Source organism: Pseudomonas sp. FW215-R2 (assembly GCF_058789255.1).
Map to the genome: position 1 here is coordinate 1 of NZ_JBYTBO010000010.1, position 18,235 is coordinate 18,235.

Here is an 18,235-nt window from a genome sequence, read left to right on the forward strand (position 1 = left end):
GCCGGAGCGGTTGCTTCTGATGGTTCCGATCACGTTGGTGCCGGAGCGGTGGCTTCGGATGGTTCCGATCACGTTGGTGCCGGAGCGGTGGCTTCGGATGGTTCCGATCACGTTGGCGCCGGAGCCGTAGCTTCTGATGGTTCCGATCACGTTGGCGCTGGCGCTGTAGCTTCTGACGGTTCCGACCACGTCCGCGCGGGCGCCCTCGCCTCCGATGGCGGCGATAAAGTGGGGGCCAGTCGATTCGCGTCCACTCGCGTTGGCGTAGGCTCTGACCAGGTCGCTTCCGCCCTCATGAACGGCAGCTATTCGGATCAGTTCAATAGTCCTCAGTGATGCTTGCCGGCGCAACCAGCCAACGACTGGTTGCGCCGTATTTGCACATTTATGCTTTCGATCGGCTTGCAACGTCAGGAAGCCCGCATGACAGACTAATGGACTCGTGAAGAGTCTACGACGCGCAATTGAATCAATGTTTGCGCGCGCATCATTTCGGGCCACTCATTCCGCCATCGCCACCGCCACGGCGCTTTCTCCCGGAACCGGGACTGGCACTGGAGTCCGAACCTTGCGCCGGCCCGGCTTTAACATTTGCATTAGCGTGCTGTTTGGATTGTTCAGCCTTGAACCATACATGCAGCGCTGTAATGCTTTCAAATCGCTCGGAACAAAACTCACCGCTTCCATCCTTGTAACCAACCACTAGACACACTTCGCTTCCTTTCGTCCCTTGCGAAGTCGTCGCCACGAGCAGATCGATATACTTTGCAAACTCTTCTACCGGCAACGCGTACTTCGCGTTACCAGAAAACAGATCTTTCGCATATATGTGCAACTTAATCTTGTCTTTATCTTCACAACGTTCAGCAAGGCACCCTGCCTTACCAGATGGGACATTCCTAAGCACTTCTACGTTGCACACCGCATTCCTGTAAATATAGAGAACCTGCTTCCCGTCGTTATCATCTCCAGCAAACAGATGGCAGCTGTCGTGCAGTTCCCGGAGTTGCGGGTCTGAAAAGACAGCAGAACAAACCGCATAAACACGGTCAACTTTACTATTCTCCGTTTTGCTTTTTAATACCGTATCCTTGAATTCAATCAGGCTGTAATTAGCCAGATTGGTAAAGATGGTATCGGCCAAAAGCTTTTCGTCCTGCCCACCGGTTGGAAACTGTTTGAACGTCGCCGAACATTCTCGCGCGGCAGTAAGCAAATTATCGACAAATGCCGATATCACACCCGATTCATTTTGCATCCAACTCCCTCCCTAGAATTCAAGTAGCACGTTATCTGCGTGCAAAAACGGAGAAGGTTATCACGCTCAGAGCGTTTGACGTTTCGCCCGGCGCATACCCGATGGTTTGCAAATGAACATCAAGGATCAACCTGCGCCATCAGCTCAGGCACCGATTCCTGCCGTTTCGCATAACGCTGCGCCAGCACCGCGCAGACCATCAATTGAATCTGGTGAAACAACATCAGCGGCAGAATCAGCACACCGATCGTGCTGCCGGCAAACAGCACCTGCGCCATCGGCACTCCAGTGGCCAGGCTCTTTTTCGAGCCGCAGAACAAAATGGTGATGCGATCTTCCTGGCTGAAGCCGAATGCCTTGCCCAACACCGTCGACGCCAGCAGTACCAGCCCCAGCAGAATGCAGCAGGCCACCACGAGACCGAACAGATCGATCACTGGAATCTGATGCCAGATGCCTTCGTTCACCGCCTCGCTGAACGCGCCGTAGACCACCAGCAGAATCGAACCCTGATCGACGAATTTCAGCCAGTTCTTGTTGCGACCGACCCAGGCGCCGATCCAGCGGCGGGCGATCTGACCGGCGATGAACGGCAGCAGCAATTGCACGCTGATTTTCAGGATCGCGTCGACGGTCGAACCGCCGTCACCATGCACATTCAGCAACAGCGTCACCAGCAACGGCGTGAGAAAGATCCCGAACAGGCTGGACGCCGCCGCACTGCAGATCGCCGCCGGAATATTCCCCCGGGCCAGCGACGTGAAGGCAATCGCCGACTGCACCGTGGCCGGCAGTGCACAGAGGTAGAGCATGCCCATGTACAGGTTGTCGCCCACCAGCGGCGACAGCAGCGGTTTGAGCGCCAGCCCCAACAGCGGAAACAGGACAAAGGTCAGACCGAACACCAACAGGTGCAGGCGCCAGTGGCCGGCGCCGGCGATGATCGATTCGCGCGAAAGCTTGGCGCCGTGCAGGAAAAACAGCAGCGCAATCGCGATATTGGTCAGCCAGCCGAAGCCGACCGCGACCTGACCACTGGCGGGCAGGAAGCTGGCGAGCAGCACCACGCCGATCAGGGTCAGGGTGAAGTTGTCGGGCAAGAATCTTGGGCGCGTCATGGTTTGCTCATCCGGGGGTTGCCAGTACGTGGAAGCGACTCTAACGTGACTGGAAATTACCGACTAACGCCTAAGAGCCTCAAGATGCCGCCAAAAGGACACGACAAGAGCGTCAGACGCAGCATTCCCGGGCTGCCGAGCCTTCCGCGTCCGTTGTACGGACGCACCGAATCGCTGCCCAATCGTGCCCTGACCCGCCGCCACAGTCATCCGTGGGTGCAGTTGTCTTACGCGATTCAGGGTGTACTTGAAGTGCAGACTGCCGCCGGTCGTTTCGTTGCGCCGCCGGAGCGGGCCGTGTGGATTCCGGCGGGTGTGCCGCATCGGGTATTCAGTTCCCCGCACACGGAAATGCGCAGTCTGTACATCGATTGCAGCGTGGCGAGTTGGGCGCTGGAGCGTTGCCATGTACTCGGCGTCAGTGATCTCTTGCGCGAGCTGATTCGGGCCTTCAGTCAGATTCCTGTCGAGTATGACCAGAGCGGTCCTCACGGACGCCTGGCGCAGGTGATCCTCGATCAACTGGCCGAAGCCCCGCAAATCGACCTGATGCTGCCACTGCCCCAGGACCTTCGTTTGCGGCAGATCTATCAAAGTCTCGAGCAACATCCGGAACAGCAGACCACACTCAGTCATTGGAGCGAAAAGTTCGGCGTGACCGAGAAAACCCTGAGCCGGCTGTTCCTGCGCGATACCGGCCTGACTTTTCGCGCCTGGCGCCAGCGCTTGCGTCTGCTGGGTGCGCTGACGCCGCTGGAACGTGGCGAACGTGTCACGGAAGTGGCTCTAGCCTGCGGTTATGATTCGACGTCGGCCTTCATCGCAGCCTTTCGCCAGCAGTTTGGCGAAACGCCCGGAGAATTTTTTCGATGAGTTTTGTCGATATTTATCGAATTAAGACATGCCATTCGGCAAACTTCAGGGTAGAGTTTCGCCCATCAAGAATCTTTGACATCTTTCGACGATAACAATGATCAACAACCCTTTAGCGAACCTGTCGGCGGTAACAGCATGATCGAAGTCACTGAAGTCTCCATTGCCCAACTGCGCGCCGCGCTCGAATCCGGTCAGACCACCGCAGTTGAACTGGTGCAGGCGTATCTGGCGCGCATCGACGCCTTTGACGGCCCGGACACCGCCACTGCCTTGAATGCAGTGATTGTGCGTAACCCCGAGGCCTTGAAAGAGGCGCAGGCCTCCGATGCCCGTCGTGCCAAAGGCGAAACCCTTGGTCCGCTGGACGGCATCCCCTACACCGCCAAGGACAGCTATCTGGTCAAAGGCCTGACCGCTGCGTCCGGCAGCCCGGCGTTCGCCGATCTGGTGGCCCAGCGCGATGCATTCACCATCGAGCGCCTGCGTGCGGGCGGCGCGATCTGCCTGGGCAAGACCAATATGCCGCCGATGGCCAATGGCGGGATGCAGCGCGGGGTCTACGGTCGCGCTGAAAGTCCTTACAACGCCGCGTATCTGACTGCGCCGTTTGCTTCCGGCTCGTCGAACGGCGCCGGCACCGCCACCGCCGCAAGCTTCTCGGCATTCGGTCTGGCGGAAGAGACCTGGTCGAGCGGTCGCGGCCCTGCATCCAACAATGGCCTGTGCGCCTACACGCCGTCCCGTGGGGTGATTTCGGTGCGCGGCAACTGGCCGCTGACGCCGACCATGGACGTGGTAGTGCCGTACGCCCGCACCATGGCCGATCTGCTGGAAGTCCTCGACGTAGTTGTCGCCGAAGACACCGACACCCGTGGCGACCTGTGGCGCCTGCAGCCTTGGGTGCCGATCCCGAGCGTCGCCTCGGTGCGCCCGGCTTCCTATCTGGAATTGGCAGTGAAAAGTGATGCGCTGGCCGGCAAACGCCTGGGCGTGCCGCGCATGTACATCAACGCCGATCCCGAAGCTGGCACCAGCGAAGAACCGGGCATCGGCGGCCCGACCGGGCAACGCATCAACACTCGCGCCTCGGTGATCGATCTGTGGAAACAGGCACGCCAGGCCCTCGAAGCGGCCGGCGCCGAAGTGATCGAAGTGGATTTCCCGCTGGTCTCCAACTGCGAAGGCGATCGTCCGGGCGCGCCAACCGTGTTCAATCGCGGCATCGTCTCCAAAGAGTTCATGCACCACGAACTGTGGGACCTGTCGGCCTGGGCGTTCGATGACTTCCTGCGTGCCAACGGTGATCCGAAACTCAATCGACTGGCGGACGTCGACGGGCCGAAAATCTTCCCGCACGACCCGGGTACCCTGCCCAACCGTGAAGGCGACCTCGCCGCCGGTATGGACGAATACGTGCGCATGGCCGAGCGCGGCATCACGCCGTGGGATCAGATCCCGACACTGCCGGACGGCCTGCGCGGCCTGGAGAAGACCCGCAAGCTCGATCTAGAAGACTGGATGGATCGCCTCGGCCTCGACGCCGTGCTGTTCCCGACCAACGCTGACGTGGGCCCGGCCGACGCCGACGTCAACCCAGCCTCGGCGGATATCGCCTGGAGCAACGGCATCTGGGTCGCCAACGGCAACCTCGCAATTCGTCACCTCGGCGTACCGACCGTCACCGTGCCGATGGGCGTGATGGCCGATATCGGCATGCCGGTCGGTCTGACGTTTGCCGGGCGGGCCTATGACGATTCGACACTGTTGCGACTGGCAGCAGCGTTCGAAGCGACCGGGTCGAAACGTTTGGTGCCGCCACGTACGCCGGCACTGGCGGCAGGCAAGTAAATGCAAAACGGCGGGATCAATTGATCCCGCCGTTTTTTTATCGCTCTGCCAGTTCTTCCAGTAAATCTGCCGAAGGCACGAAGAACAGACTGCCGGTCACCGCCGTGCTGAAGTCCAGCAACCGGTCATAGTTGCCCGGCGGCTTGCCGACAAACATGTTCTCCAGCATCTGCTCCAGCGGCTCCGGCGAGCGTGCGTAGCCAATGAAATAAGTGCCGAACTCCCCCGCGCCGGGCCGGCCGAACGGCATGTTGTCGCGCAGGATTTTGACTTCCTCGCCGTCCTTGGTGATGGTCGTCAAAGCGCTGTGGGAGTTGCTCGGTTTGACCGCGTCATCCAGTTCGATATCAGACAGTTTGGTTCGCCCGATCACCCGTTCCTGCGCCTCGACCGGCAATTCGTTCCATGCCTTCATGTTGTGCAGATACTTCTGCACCAGCACATAACTGCCGCCGCTGAACGCCTGATCTTCATCGCCTACAAGGGTGAAATGCTCGGCCTTGCGCCCGACCGGATTTTCCGTGCCGTCGACAAATCCGATGATGCTGCGCATGTCGAAATAGCGGAAACCCTGCACTTCGTCAGTAACCGTCACGGCGCCGTCCAGCGCCGACATCAACTGCGTCGCCAGCTCAAAACACAAATCCATCTGATCGGCGCGAATGTGCAGCAGCAGGTCGCCCGGCGTGGAGACGGCGCGCCGCCCTTCTACGCCGAATTCGCGAAAGTCATGCAAGGACGCCGGTCGCGGACTGCCGAACAGGCGATCCCAGGCGCTGGAAGAAAAACCACAGACGCAGGACAGGCTTCCCGAAGGAACGCGCTTGCCGACCGAGCGCGTCAAACCCGCGATATCGGCGCACCAGCCACGGACTTTTTCGGCCGCCTCGGCTTCGGCGTTGAGGGTCGCCACGATGAATATTGCAGCGCTGGTGATCGGGCTGCAGACGGCTTGAGGATCTGGCGTGTCGATGATCGTCGCTCCTGGCGTGATGGACTGGTTCGACAGCGAGGTTAGCAAAGAAGTGTTGAATGAAGTATTACCCGTGCGCTGCCCGTGTCGTCCGACACTTCGCTTTTAACGAACAATACCCGCGAAATAAACGATTTTTCTTCGTCGGAATTCTCCTACTAGCATGGCCCCGTCTACCCCGAAAAACACAAAGACAGGGAGAACGACATGCACCCCATCAACATCGGCGAACCCTGGATGTGGGTCGCCTTCATCGTTTTTGTCCTCGCCATGCTGGCTGTTGACCTGTTTGTCTTCGGCGGGCGCAAGGCGCATCGGGTCTCGGTGCGCGAAGCCTCATCCTGGGTCATTGCCTGGTGCATGCTGGCGCTGGCCTTCGCCGGATTGCTCTGGTGGTATCTGAACGGCGAGTTCGGGCCCGAAATCGCCCAGCGCAAGACCCTGGAATTCCTCACCGGCTATCTGATCGAGCAGTCGCTGTCGATCGATAACATGTTCGTCTTCGTGATGATCTTCGGCTACTTCGCCGTGCCGCCGGAGTTGCAGCGGCGGGTGCTGTTGTACGGCGTGCTCGGCGCGATCGTGATGCGCGCGGCGATGATCTTTGCCGGGGTGTGGCTGGTCTCGCAGTTCACCTGGCTGCTGTATGTGTTCGGCGTGTTCCTGATCATCACCGGGATCAAGATGCTGGTGTTCGCCGAACAGCAACCGGACCTCGATAACAATCCGCTCCTGCGCTGGGTGCGCGGACATCTGCGGATCACCAACGGCTTTCATGGCGAGCGCTTTTTCGTGCTGCAGAACGGCGTGCGCTGGGCCACACCGATGTTTCTGGTGCTGGTGCTGATCGAGGCCAGCGACCTGATGTTTGCGGTCGATAGCATCCCGGCGATTTTCGCGGTGACGACCGATCCGTTCATCATTTTCACGTCGAACATCTTCGCGATCATGGGCCTGCGGGCGCTGTATTTTCTGCTGGCGGACATGGCCGACCGCTTTCATTTGCTCAAGTACGGACTGGCGCTGGTGCTGGTGTTCATCGGCGGGAAGATGACGGCGATGCCGTGGTTTCACATGCCGGTGGAGTGGTCGCTGGCGATTGTCGGCGGACTGATTCTGGCGTCGGTGTTGCTGAGTCTGATCCTGACGAAGGACAAGTCGCCTGAAGAAAGTCGGGCGAAATAACGGCCGAGGGAACGAACATCGTTCGCTCCCTCGGTTTTGAGCTTATTTATCCGACTTGATGCTGGTCCACACCCGTGTCCGCACCCGCTCCAGCTTCTGCGGCAATGGCTGCACCACGTACAACGTCTTCAGCGCTTCGCTGGTCGGCGTCAGGTTCGGGTTGCCGGTGATTTCCTTGTTGATCAGCGGCAGCGAATCCTTGTTGGCGTTCGGATAGCCGAGGAAGTCACTGATCGACGCGATGACTTTCGGTTCAAGCAAGGTGTTGAGGAACTCGTGAGCCTCTTCAACGTTCTTCGCGCTCTTCGGAATGGCGAAGGTGTCGAACCAGATCGGCGCGCCTTCCTTCGGCAAGCGCCAGTCGACCACCACGCCGTTACCCGCCTCTTTGGCTCGGTTGCCGAACTGGTAGAAACTGCCGGAGTAACCGATGGCCACGCAGATGTCGCCGTTGGCGATGTCGGTCATGTACTTGGCCGAGTTGAAGTAGGTGACGTAAGGGCGAACCTTGAGCATCAGGTCCTTGGCTTTCTCATAGTCGGCCGGGTTCTGGCTGTTCGGGTCCAGGCCCAGGTAATGCAGGGCCAGCGGCAGGATTTCCGACGGCGAATCAAGCATCGCCACGCCGCAGGATTTCAGTTTCTCCATGTTCTCGGGTTTGAACACCAGGTCCCAACTGTCCACGGGCGCATTCTCGCCAAGCGCAGCCTTGACCTTGGCCGGGTTGAAACCGATCAGCACCGTGCCGACCATGTACGGCACGCCGTACTGATTGCCGGGGTCGTTGGAGTCGAGCAACTTGAGCAGCGCCGGGTCCTGGTGACTCCAGTTCGGCAGCTTGGACTTGTCGAGTTTCTGGAACACGCCGGCCTTGATCTGGGTATCGAGGAACTGGTTCGACGGCACTACCAGGTCGTAACCGGAGTTGCCGGTCAGCAACTTGGCTTCGAGGGATTCGTTGGTGTCGAAGGTGTCCCAGGTCACTTTGATGTTGCTTTTGGCGGCGAAATCCTTGGGCACCGCTGGCAGAATGTAATCCGCCCAGTTGTACACCCGCAGTTCGCGCTGTTCGGCTTGCACGGCGCTGGCCAGCAGCGTCAGCCCGCACACAGTGGCGCCCAGAATGCGTTTCATCGTGACCATATTGTGTTTCCCCGAATGCAGCGTGAGTCGATGGTTTTTATGTTCTGTACACGGCAGCGGCTGTCAGATCAGCCAAGGGCAAGGAAGGTGCAGCGTTTAGTTGTGGCTTCGATTCTTGCCGACAGCGTAGTCGGAGCACAGTGGCCGGTTGGCCAAAAGGGGATCGATATGGCCAATTTGCGTGACCGCCAGAATACTGAAACGACAATGCCCGGCGATTGGCCGGGCATTGTTTGAGTAGCGTACGCAGGATCAGTCGGTAAAGCCCAACCGCGTCGCCCTGCTCTCCTGCGCCTGTCCACGCGTCGCCAGGCAGTAATACAACGGGCAGGTCACGATCAGGCCGACCAGCCATGACAGGTCTGCGCCGTCCACCAGATTGGCGTAAGGGCCGACATAAAGTGAGGTATTGGCAAACGGCAACTGCACGATGATGCCGATGAAATAGGCAATGATCGCGTGCAGATTGTAACGCCCGTAGATCCCGCCATCGGCGCGGAAGATCGAGGCGATGTCATAGCTGCCGCGCTTGATCAGATAGAAATCGATCAAGTTGATCGACGCCCACGGCACCAGCACCAGCAGCAACGCCAGAATCAGCCCGATGAACTCGGAAATGAAATCCGCCGACGCCCCCAGCGCCACCACGCAGCAACCCGCCAGTACCACGCTCGACAGCATCACCCGCACCTTGATGCTCGGCGTCCATTGGCTGCCGAAGGTCTGGATCGAGGTGATGATCGACAGCACCGCGCCGTACAGATTCAGCGCGTTGTGGCTGATGATGTTGAGCAGGAACAGCACCATCAGAATCGGCCCCAGCCAACCCGTGGACTGCTTGACCGCCGCCATCGCCTCGGTCCCTTCGGGTGTCGCCAACACCGCCACCGCGCCGAATGTGAACGACAGAATCGTGCCCAGCGTGGCGCCCAGATAAGTTGCGATAAATGGCTTGGCGATGCCGATGTCCGCCGGCAGGTAACGCGAATAGTCAGAAACGTACGGCGAGAAGCTGATCTGCCAGATGATCCCCAGAGACACCGTCGCCAGCCACCCGGACAGGTTGAAGCTGCCGCGGGTGAAGAAATCTGCCGGCAAGTCATGGGCAAAGATGTAGATGAATCCGGCCAGCAGCGCGCTGCCCATCACCCAGGTGCCGATGCGATTGAGCGTATGGATGAAGTTGTAGCCGATCACGCCGATCGCCGTGGCGCTGAGGGCGCCGATCAGGATGCTCAACGGCGCCGGCACCGACGGCGCAATGCCGACGATGGACTTACCGGCCAGCACGATGTTGGAAATGAAAAAACCGATGTAGATGATCGCCGCGAAGAACACGATCAGCAGCGCACCGTAACGCCCGAACTGACCACGACTCTGCACCATCTGCGGAATGCCCATGCGCGGGCCCTGCGCCGATGCCAGGGCGATCACCACCCCGCCGATCATGTGCCCCAGCGCAATCGCCAGCAGCCCCCAGAACAGGTCGAGATGAAACACCTGAACCACCATGGCGCCGGTGACGATGGGCAGTGGCGCAATGTTGGTGCTGAACCAGAGAGTGAAAAGGTCGCGGGCCTTCCCGTGGCGTTCCGCGAGTGGAACGTAGTCGACCGTGTGATTCTCGATCAACGGATCTTGCCGGGACATCTGGGACATAAAAATGAACTCGATTGGGTCTGTTCTTATCGTTGTATGAAGCCAAACCGGGGGCGTTTCGTGGCCGCCCCTCAGATGCAGACCATATTATGGTATTCCAACATTTTCACAAGACTGATCCGCTGTTTGCGACAGCATCTGATCCGGCATCCTCCCTGATCGCCAGGCTTTACAGCTAGACAAAAGCCCCGTAAATGCTGACTTTCCGACGGATGAACCACGTTTATCGTTTCACCAAAAAAGCACTTGCAATCGATGTATTACGGTATACCATCAGACCCATAAACACATAAAAACACGCTTCACCGCACTCGAGGATTGACCAATGATCGATGCTGCCGTCTACAAACAAGTCATGGGCTCGTTCCCGTCCGGCGTCACCGTCATCACCACGCTTGATGACGACGGCCAGATCGTCGGCCTGACCGCCAGCGCCTTCAGCTCGCTGTCGATGGACCCGGCCCTGGTGCTGTTCTGCCCCAACTACAGCTCCGATTCCTACCCCGTCCTGATCAAGAACAAACGCTTTGCCATTCACGTGTTGTCCGGCGGCCAGCAGAGCGAAGCCTACGCGTTCGCCCGCAAAGGCAAGGACAAGGCGCAGGGCATCGAGTGGACGCTGAGCGAACTGGGCAACCCGATTTTGGCCAACGCGACAGCTATCATCGAATGTGAGTTGTGGCGCGAATACGAAGGCGGCGACCACGCGATCATGGTCGGCGCGGTGAAAAACCTCATCGTGCCCCAGCAGGACGCCGGCCCGCTGGTGTATTGCCACGGCAAGATGGGCGCTCTGCCCGCCTTTGCCTGACCCGCACGATTGCACTTAAACAGGCCGGCAAGCGACCGGCCGACCACAAGAGATTCGAGGTAGCGTCATGAAATTTTCCCTGTTCGTACACATGGAGCGCTGGGACGAAAGCGTCAGCCACCGTCAACTGTTCGAAGACCTGACCCAACTGACGTTGATGGCCGAGGCCGGCGGTTTCAGCACCGTGTGGATCGGCGAACACCACGCCATGGAATACACCATCTCGCCGAGCCCGATGCCGCTGCTGGCCTACCTCGCTGCCAAGACCACCACGATTCACTTGGGCGCCGGCACCATCATCGCGCCGTTCTGGCATCCGCTGCGGGTCGCCGGTGAATGCGCCCTGCTCGACGTGATCAGCAACGGCCGGATGGAAGTCGGTCTGGCCCGTGGCGCCTATCAGGTGGAATTCGACCGCATGGCCGGCGGCATGCCTGCCTCATCCGGCGGCCAGGCCCTGCGGGAAATGGTCCCCGTGGTCCGCGCCCTCTGGCAAGGCGACTACGCCCACAATGGCGACATCTGGAAATTCCCCACATCGACCAGCGTGCCGAAACCGATCCAGAAACCCAACCCGCCAATGTGGATCGCCGCCCGCGACCCGGACTCGCACAACTTCGCTGTGGCCAACGGCTGCAACGTGATGGTCACGCCGTTGATGAAGGGCGACGAAGAAGTCCTCGACCTGAAAAACAAATTCCAGAACGCGCTGGACAACAACCCTGATGTGCCGCGTCCGCAATTGATGGTGCTGCGTCATACCCACGTGCACTCGGCGGATGACCCGGAAGGCTGGAAGCTTGGTGCCAAAGCCATCTCACGTTTCTATCGCACGTTTGACGCCTGGTTCGGCAACAAGGAAGTGCCGGTGAACGGATTCCTCGCCCCGAGTCCGGAAGAGAAATTTGCAGGGCGGCCGGAGTTTGAACTGGAGAGCCTGCACAAGACGGCGATGATCGGCACGCCGGAAGAGATCATTCCGCGGATCAAGTACTACCAGGAACTGGGGGTGGATGAGTTCAGTTTCTGGTGCGACAACAGCTTGCCGCATGCAGAAAAGAAGAAGTCGCTGGAGCTGTTTATCAAGCATGTGGTGCCGGCGTTTCGTTAACGACTGTGCTGATTGTATCTGCCCAATAAAAACGCCCTGATAATCCAGGGCGTTTTTTGTGCCCACGCTTCCAAAACCCATTCTTTTTTCTGGCGTTCAATTTTGCGTCTGGCAAGAAATGTACATATCAGCGAGGGCGCGACAGGGACCCTTTCATACAAATCTGAGTTTCCAGTAATCGTTCCCTGCTACTACCCAGTACCGCTCACTCGCCGGAATCAGAAAGCTGAAATCAGCATTCTCTGCAGCCCAGCCCGGCTCGACCAGATCCTCATGAACACGCACATCATCCATGTGCATGAATATTTTCCGATCAAAATTGATATAAAAACTTGGGAAGCGCGAGCTAGTAACATTGGCACGCTTGTACACATCAGGCGTCAAGCCCTCGCCTGTCTGGTAGTAATGCTCAACCCTTTTAAAAACCTCTGCATCTGCCCCGATAAAATCCTGCAGATCGTGGGAAGACAGAATTTTTTCGCTTGAGTCGTGGAGGTACTTGGGGAAGTTATCCGCAGTCATTTTGAGGACACCCCCTCTAAACGCCTTGCAAGCGAGTTCATATTGCTCCCGGCTTATACTCCCGGCGTCCAGGTAAGCACGGTAGTCTTTTTCCGCATCAAGGGTGAAGTTGCATTTTTCGTCTACGACCCAAAAGCTCTTGCCTGAACAAACAAAGAAGCAAATGTTTTTATCACCGTTCCAGAGTTCATCAAAAATTGTTTGATTGACTTTCATTCCTTGGACTCCTTTAAGAAGCACTCTAAAAAACAAAAAGGCTTAGCTATTAAATGAGTCGCCCCCTGAACTTCAAAGAACCTTACGCCTGAGCAGAGCAAAGATACCGACCCTTAGCAGTGCAATTTCCAGTTCATGCGACTGGCATACCGCTGTATGGATTACCAACATCGTTGCCAAACTCGACGATTGCGCTTTTGACTTGCGCAAAAACATCCGGGGACATATCGAGCACGCTTTGATTTTTCATAAACTCAAAAAATTTCACAAGCCCAAGCCGCGAGCAAATAATAATTGCCGCATCGGCTACGTCGAAATCGAAGCCGTCCCACGAAGAGATCAGGATTTCCTCAATTTTATTTTTTAAATCCTCACACAAATTCGTATATGTATGCCACTGCCTATCGCTTAGCTCCAGGAGACTTTCCATAAAATCGGCTTTCTGTTTATAGGCATACCCCCCATCAACAAGATAAAGAAACTCTTCAAGCAGGTCATCAACAGGCATTGAGTCTGGCAGATTTCTATAATACGAGGACTGCTTAATCATTCTTGCACCTGAATGAACGAACTGAAAGGTGGACAAATTTAATTAATCCCATTTTTCTAATATTCGCCCATTCTATATCGAGGATCATGCCTCATCAATTTCAGCACTTCATCCCAGTTCCAGAGAATGCCCTCCAAGTGATCGCTTGGTATCTCGTGAGCTGCATTGCTACCCGAAAAATCCAACATCGCCTTTTTGCAACAAAAGTAAAACTTATTAAAGCACTCTACCTCGACACTCTTGAGCACTATGAAGTTTTGAGCCTCTTCGTCCAGCGATCTGTATATTCTTCGAAGGCATGCCCTGTCTGTTCCCTCAAGATAGATTCTCGTACCTTCGACAATGCAATCAAACACGCCACTGGAGGTTGCCCAGCCTACACCATCAGCAATCGCGATATACATACCCACAATATCACCTCAAGGGAACTGCGTTTGGATCATTAGCTTTAATAAATTCGACCAAAATACAATAAAGCGAAGGGCATTAGTTCCTGTCAAGAATTTGAAAATTCCGAGCGAACATATTCGGTAAGGCCCATCAAATCCTCGTACGCCGCCGGACCAAGTAAAGGCTCATAAACAGACAAGTAATCGGCGGCAGTCATTCTTAAACCCAACGCCAACGCATCAACCTCCAACAGTCTTGACGGGGCTATCATCCAGTTAATCCCCGGGAGACCTTCGCGCGTTCTCCCAACAAGCGACCATGACAATGCCCCTTTATAACTTTCTACCACACATCTTAATTTTTCAATATCACCGTCTCTAACAGATTTAAATCTGAAAGCGATGAAAGGGAGAAAAGCAGAATGATCCTCTCGCTGCACTTTACCTCCGACCACTACGTCGGGATAACGTTGCCGATATTTCCGCCACTCCAGGCTGCCAATATCCGCAACAACATTCAGAAGGTGACCTTCATCGCTCTCAATCTTCATGATCTAGCAGCCTGTGAAAAAGCCACGAGCTAATCGGGGCATTGTCTTTTTGGGTTTCGGCTCAATAACCAACCTGACGGATATCAGTCTCCAGCTCTGTCGGATCAGGCAGGAAGAAACGGGCAGTCAACCAGCATGTCGCCATTGAAGTGACAAAGAGTACGACCATTCCGAAAATCTCATCGGAAAACTTCGCACTCTCTACATCCCGTACAACGGCGACGATAAACGGAGTAACCCATAAAGTGGCCAGCACCGCGCCCGACAGCGCTATCACGGAACAGGCTCGACTTGTCCTTTTGACTTTCATCGATGCGATCACCAATGAAAACAGCAGAAATGGCACGAGAAATACCACTTGAGCCAGAACAGGTCCGAGGAATGGCATCAACATCAATTCCGCCCCTGCGACCTCCCCCATCAACCGTGGGTTCATGGCCAGATGGGCGACGGTCGCAATCGTCTTGAAGAAGCCGGCGATAAAACCCGGCGCCAACGGGCAAAGAAGAAAAGCCAGGAAAACCTTCAGACGCGGATAATTCACATCACTCACAGGCAAATTCTTCCTCACGCATTGATGGGCTCTCTGAATTCAGCAGGTCAGCTCTTTACAGGAATGCGCTGCTCGGGCTGAGTAACGTCGTAGACGTGCTGCTCGCAACTGCCGCCCACAAACTCAAACTCAACCAGATAGGCTTTGCCACGCTCTGGCGTAAACGAATTGCTCACTGGCCCGCAGGTATGGAGAACTCCGGTGCGAGGGCCATTCGCATAGCCCGACACTTCAATTGTCTTATCGGCATCGGCCTGGGTTTCCAGTTGCGGGAAGCGTTTGGCCACCGCGCTGTTGCCCACTTCGTTGAGCTTGGCAATCCAGCCGAACACCTGGCCTCGCCCCGAATCCACCACGGTTCCCAGTTCTTCCATGCGGCGGTCGGGATCATCTGCACGACGGATCGAAAACTCCACCGGAATCGTCGAGCCCGACGCTTTCATCACAACCTTGGCGTGCTGCGCATCGACCGCCACCGTATTCTGGTGCAGTTGGACACCGTCCTTCAGCAGATTGGGAGAAGAATCCCGAACGTTGGAATGGCAACCTGAAAGCGCGAACGCCAAGGTCAAAGTGACGAGTGCAGGTTTGTTCACGTGTGAATCTTCCCTAATGAGCGCAACGAGACGGAGGTGATATCAAACATCGGCGCGATATTAGATGGCCACTATTTTGGCGTCAATCATTCGATTAAAAAAGGGGCAATTTTATTACCTGTAGATCGCCGCATTATTAGAACAGTCAAAAAAACCAAAACTCAAAAGGAGACACATTTAATTAATTAAATGTGTCATTTCCGCCCAGCCCGCTTTTCATTTCAAAACAACCGACGCCCACTCCAAATCACTTTCTAAAAAATCATAATCATATGAATCAATTGATCTTCAGAATCTTCCAGACTGCCTCCCCCTCCACCACCGAAAATTATTCTATCGGTACGAGCATAAAACCATTCTTCAGCCTCATCATAAATCAGCTCAAAACAAGTAGCTGCGCAATCAACTCGCGAACCAAGTCCCCTACCCTCCACTTTCCCCTGATAGGAGTAAGTTAGTCTTTTGTCTCCCAGCGAGCCGAAATAATCGAACATCCATACGGAGATATTGGAAACCCTACCATTCAAAAACCCGACCACAAGTGCCCTAGTCTCGGATAACACTTTCTCTGAACCTGGAAACTGCAAATCCCAGCCCGTGAGATTCAAATCAAAAATATCAAACCGAAAAAATGTCTTACCTGAACTTTCTGTAACATCCAAAACCAACAATGGAGTATCAGAAAACTTATACACCCTCGCTTTCGGATCTACACAACACTCAAGGAGCATGGATTCAAACTCCTCACGCGTTGCCCCCAACTCAATACCAGCTAGTTCTACACCTGGGACGATGGGGGCAAACCAGTTCACTTTAATCATTTCAAGACCCATATGTCGTTCTTACAAACCAACCTTTGACCAGATGAATTATAAAATGCTGTCTTTTTTCAAGATCCGCCTGATACCCCCCTCAGAGTTTAGTTTATATTTAACCTTATTGCAAAAAAGGGACAGAATTATTAAATCAAATAAATCTGTCCCCTTTTTCAAATGGCGACTTTCACCTTAACTTATCTACAGCATTCCAAATCCCCCCCAAAGCAACACCAAATCTTACACCCGAAAACTCATACACTAATTCAACGACCTTCTCGGAAGAAAAAACATTACAAGCACCGCTTCGTTCTCTGCAACTTCCAAATAGCCCACTTCATCTTTGTACCGACTATCCGGCCAGCCTGCAATATCAAAAACAGGAATACCACTTATAGAACTACCCGCCAAATGCCGCCTATGACCTTGCAGAACCTTACGTTCCCCACAGGCAACAAGGCAAACTTTGGCAACAGCGCCACTGACCCGATTAATACCTATTTCCAACAGAGACTCTGCAAAATCACAGAAAAAAGGGGACAGATTTATTAATCACTTTTCCCTTTTCACTGTCCCCTTTTCCACTTCAGGAATATGGATAAGGTTTGATGGTTTCCTGTAAAGATTACGGCCCTGCGTGCTGGTGTAGGTCAGGCCACCGTTCAGTTGCCAGGTGCCGACGCCATTGACCGACGCGATATCCCAAACGCCTTTGCCCAGACCGGTGAGGCTGCCTTGAGAGCCGGTCAGGTTGCTCAGGTCCAGATCGAACAGCCCTTTTGCAGCGTGACGAACGCAGCCGCTGAGGTTGTTGAGCTGGGCACCGGCCAGTTCCAGATCCTCGCTGCCGATCTCGATGACGCCGTTCTGGTTATTCAGGTTGCCGTTCAGCTTGATCGTGCTGGTGGCTCCGCCCAATGCACGAATCTGCCCGCCGGCGCTGTTGTCCAGTTGGCCGCCGATCAGTTGCAGATCCGTCGCCGACTCGATCAGTCCGCCCTGATTGAGAATCTGAGTGACCGCTTCGAGCCCCAGGCGATTGCCGCTGATCTCGCCGCCTGCGTTATCCAGGTTGGCGCCCTTGAAAATGACCTGATCCTTGCCGAAGAGCTTGCCGGCATGGTTGGTCAGACGTGTCACCGTCAGCTGCAAATCGCCCAACAGACTGGAGATCAAACCGGCCTTGCCATTGACCGCGCTGTTGTCGAGGTTGGTGCTGGTGATGTTCAGGGTGTCGGCCTGCAGCGTGCCACCCTGGTTCTGCAGGTTACCGGTGCCCAGCGCGAGTTCTGCGTGGCTGCCATTGGCAAGGATCGCACCCTGCTGGTTCAGCAATGTGCTGCGTCAATTTATGGATTCACCCAACCATTGTTGCCGACGAACGGCATCGGTGAAATCGTCCGACTCCGACAGAGATGCAGGATGTTTCGCAGATCAACCAAGGAAAACCGGTCGCCGCATCAGAGAACGTTCCGAAAAACGAAACGTCCGACAGAACCCGCTCACTTCACCTCAGTGCTCAACAGCCAGTTTCGTCGCCACATCCTCCGGCGCCAGCACTCGACCATCGGCTGACAGCAACTCAAGCTTGCGGATCGGCTGTCCCCTCTGCACATCGACCATCACCGAGCCCGGTTCGCCAGGCGCGTACAGGTGTTCCCCTCCCCACTGCGACAGCGCAACGATCACGGTTTGTAACGCCCGACCCTTTTCCGTCAGCACGTACTCCTTGTAGGCGCTGCCATCGGACGCCGGCACCATGCGCAGGATGTCGCGCTCCACCAGCCCTTTGAGCCGGACACTCAACATGTTCTTGGCAATCTCCAGGCTCTTCTCGAAATCGCCGAAACGACAAATGCCTTCCAGCGCATCGCGGATGATCAGCAACGACCACCAGTCGCCGATCAGGTCCAGTGTCCGGGCGATCGGGCAGGCATTGCCGGCAAGGCTTTTGCGCTTCATTTCGGGTGTCTCCAGCAAATCGGCAGGTTCGATGCGGTTGCATCTTACAACCCGCGCTGCAAAACCGATAACGCCGTGCGCCTCGAACTTAGCACCTGC

At 55.9% G+C, this 18,235-nt stretch carries 19 protein-coding genes; 5 read left to right on the top strand and 14 right to left on the bottom strand.

The annotated features are described in order from the left end of the window. The 3 genes from AC3WRD_RS15205 to AC3WRD_RS15215 form a co-directional block, all read right to left on the bottom strand. The coding region (locus AC3WRD_RS15205) for a hypothetical protein (protein WP_492604506.1) at positions 1–501 on the bottom strand (501 nt) is incomplete at its 3' end. Beyond that, positions 488–1,258 (bottom strand): hypothetical protein, encoded by a 771-nt coding sequence (locus AC3WRD_RS15210; RefSeq protein ID WP_102620949.1) that lies wholly within the window; start codon positions 1,256–1,258, stop codon positions 488–490. The genes AC3WRD_RS15205 and AC3WRD_RS15210, both read right to left, overlap by 14 nt. A 119-nt stretch (positions 1,259–1,377) precedes the next feature. Continuing rightward, positions 1,378–2,376: a bile acid:sodium symporter family protein gene (locus AC3WRD_RS15215; protein ID WP_102620948.1), complete on the bottom strand. Its 999-nt coding sequence runs from the start codon at positions 2,374–2,376 to the stop codon at positions 1,378–1,380. A gap of 84 nt (positions 2,377–2,460) precedes the next feature. Here AC3WRD_RS15215 and AC3WRD_RS15220 point away from each other — a divergent pair, with 84 nt between their 5' ends. Both AC3WRD_RS15220 and AC3WRD_RS15225 read left to right on the top strand, forming a co-directional pair. Continuing rightward, positions 2,461–3,249 carry an AraC family transcriptional regulator gene (locus AC3WRD_RS15220; RefSeq protein ID WP_096820079.1) on the top strand — a complete coding sequence of 263 codons (789 nt, stop codon included), beginning with the start codon at positions 2,461–2,463 and terminating at the stop codon, positions 3,247–3,249. A gap of 138 nt (positions 3,250–3,387) precedes the next feature. After that, positions 3,388–5,100, top strand: a complete 1,713-nt coding sequence (locus AC3WRD_RS15225) for an amidase (protein ID WP_102620947.1) — start codon at positions 3,388–3,390, stop codon at positions 5,098–5,100. A gap of 37 nt (positions 5,101–5,137) precedes the next feature. Here the strand turns inward: AC3WRD_RS15225 and AC3WRD_RS15230 are convergent, their stop codons facing one another. Beyond that, entirely contained in the window at positions 5,138–6,121 is a 984-nt protein-coding gene (locus tag AC3WRD_RS15230) for a Dyp-type peroxidase (protein ID WP_259332140.1), read from the bottom strand. Between the two features lie 159 nt (positions 6,122–6,280). Between AC3WRD_RS15230 and AC3WRD_RS15235 the strand changes: the two genes are divergently transcribed. Then, positions 6,281–7,258: a TerC family protein gene (locus AC3WRD_RS15235; RefSeq protein ID WP_102620946.1), complete on the top strand. Its 978-nt coding sequence runs from the start codon at positions 6,281–6,283 to the stop codon at positions 7,256–7,258. A 42-nt stretch (positions 7,259–7,300) separates the two neighbouring features. On the opposite strand, the gene AC3WRD_RS15240 is transcribed toward AC3WRD_RS15235, so the two are convergent. Both AC3WRD_RS15240 and AC3WRD_RS15245 read right to left on the bottom strand, forming a co-directional pair. Then, positions 7,301–8,401 (bottom strand): polyamine ABC transporter substrate-binding protein, encoded by a 1,101-nt coding sequence (locus AC3WRD_RS15240; protein WP_096820082.1) that lies wholly within the window; start codon positions 8,399–8,401, stop codon positions 7,301–7,303. A 252-nt stretch (positions 8,402–8,653) separates the two neighbouring features. Next, on the bottom strand, positions 8,654–10,060 hold the full coding sequence (locus AC3WRD_RS15245; RefSeq protein ID WP_102620945.1) for a purine-cytosine permease family protein: 1,407 nt from the start codon (positions 10,058–10,060) through the stop codon (positions 8,654–8,656). Between the two features lie 325 nt (positions 10,061–10,385). Between AC3WRD_RS15245 and AC3WRD_RS15250 the strand changes: the two genes are divergently transcribed. Further along, positions 10,386–10,871 carry a flavin reductase family protein gene (locus AC3WRD_RS15250; protein ID WP_007950450.1) on the top strand — a complete coding sequence of 162 codons (486 nt, stop codon included), beginning with the start codon at positions 10,386–10,388 and terminating at the stop codon, positions 10,869–10,871. A 67-nt stretch (positions 10,872–10,938) separates the two neighbouring features. Then, positions 10,939–11,982, top strand: a complete 1,044-nt coding sequence (locus AC3WRD_RS15255; RefSeq protein ID WP_102620944.1) for an LLM class flavin-dependent oxidoreductase — start codon at positions 10,939–10,941, stop codon at positions 11,980–11,982. Positions 11,983–12,135: 153 nt separating this feature from the next. Here AC3WRD_RS15255 and AC3WRD_RS15260 read toward each other — a convergent pair whose 3' ends face one another. The 8 genes from AC3WRD_RS15260 to AC3WRD_RS15295 all read right to left on the bottom strand — a co-directional run bounded on the left by AC3WRD_RS15260 (position 12,136) and on the right by AC3WRD_RS15295 (position 18,136). Continuing rightward, entirely contained in the window at positions 12,136–12,720 is a 585-nt protein-coding gene (locus tag AC3WRD_RS15260) for a hypothetical protein (protein WP_102620943.1), read from the bottom strand. Between the two features lie 133 nt (positions 12,721–12,853). Continuing rightward, a complete protein-coding gene (locus AC3WRD_RS15265) occupies positions 12,854–13,270 on the bottom strand; it encodes a hypothetical protein (protein WP_102620942.1) in 417 nt (138 codons plus the stop codon). A 496-nt stretch (positions 13,271–13,766) separates the two neighbouring features. Next, on the bottom strand, positions 13,767–14,210 hold the full coding sequence (locus AC3WRD_RS15270; RefSeq protein ID WP_146013090.1) for a hypothetical protein: 444 nt from the start codon (positions 14,208–14,210) through the stop codon (positions 13,767–13,769). 61 nt (positions 14,211–14,271) lie between these two features. After that, positions 14,272–14,763 (bottom strand): hypothetical protein, encoded by a 492-nt coding sequence (locus AC3WRD_RS15275; RefSeq protein ID WP_173861354.1) that lies wholly within the window; start codon positions 14,761–14,763, stop codon positions 14,272–14,274. 47 nt (positions 14,764–14,810) lie between these two features. Next, positions 14,811–15,359 carry a hypothetical protein gene (locus AC3WRD_RS15280; RefSeq protein WP_102620940.1) on the bottom strand — a complete coding sequence of 183 codons (549 nt, stop codon included), beginning with the start codon at positions 15,357–15,359 and terminating at the stop codon, positions 14,811–14,813. A 254-nt stretch (positions 15,360–15,613) separates the two neighbouring features. Beyond that, on the bottom strand, positions 15,614–16,192 hold the full coding sequence (locus tag AC3WRD_RS15285) for a hypothetical protein (RefSeq protein ID WP_102620939.1): 579 nt from the start codon (positions 16,190–16,192) through the stop codon (positions 15,614–15,616). Between the two features lie 534 nt (positions 16,193–16,726). Beyond that, positions 16,727–17,509 carry a hypothetical protein gene (locus AC3WRD_RS15290; protein WP_256580620.1) on the bottom strand — a complete coding sequence of 261 codons (783 nt, stop codon included), beginning with the start codon at positions 17,507–17,509 and terminating at the stop codon, positions 16,727–16,729. A gap of 177 nt (positions 17,510–17,686) precedes the next feature. Next, complete coding sequence (locus AC3WRD_RS15295; RefSeq protein ID WP_102620938.1) at positions 17,687–18,136, bottom strand: winged helix-turn-helix transcriptional regulator; 450 nt, start codon at positions 18,134–18,136, stop codon at positions 17,687–17,689. Positions 18,137–18,235: the final 99 nt, after the last annotated feature.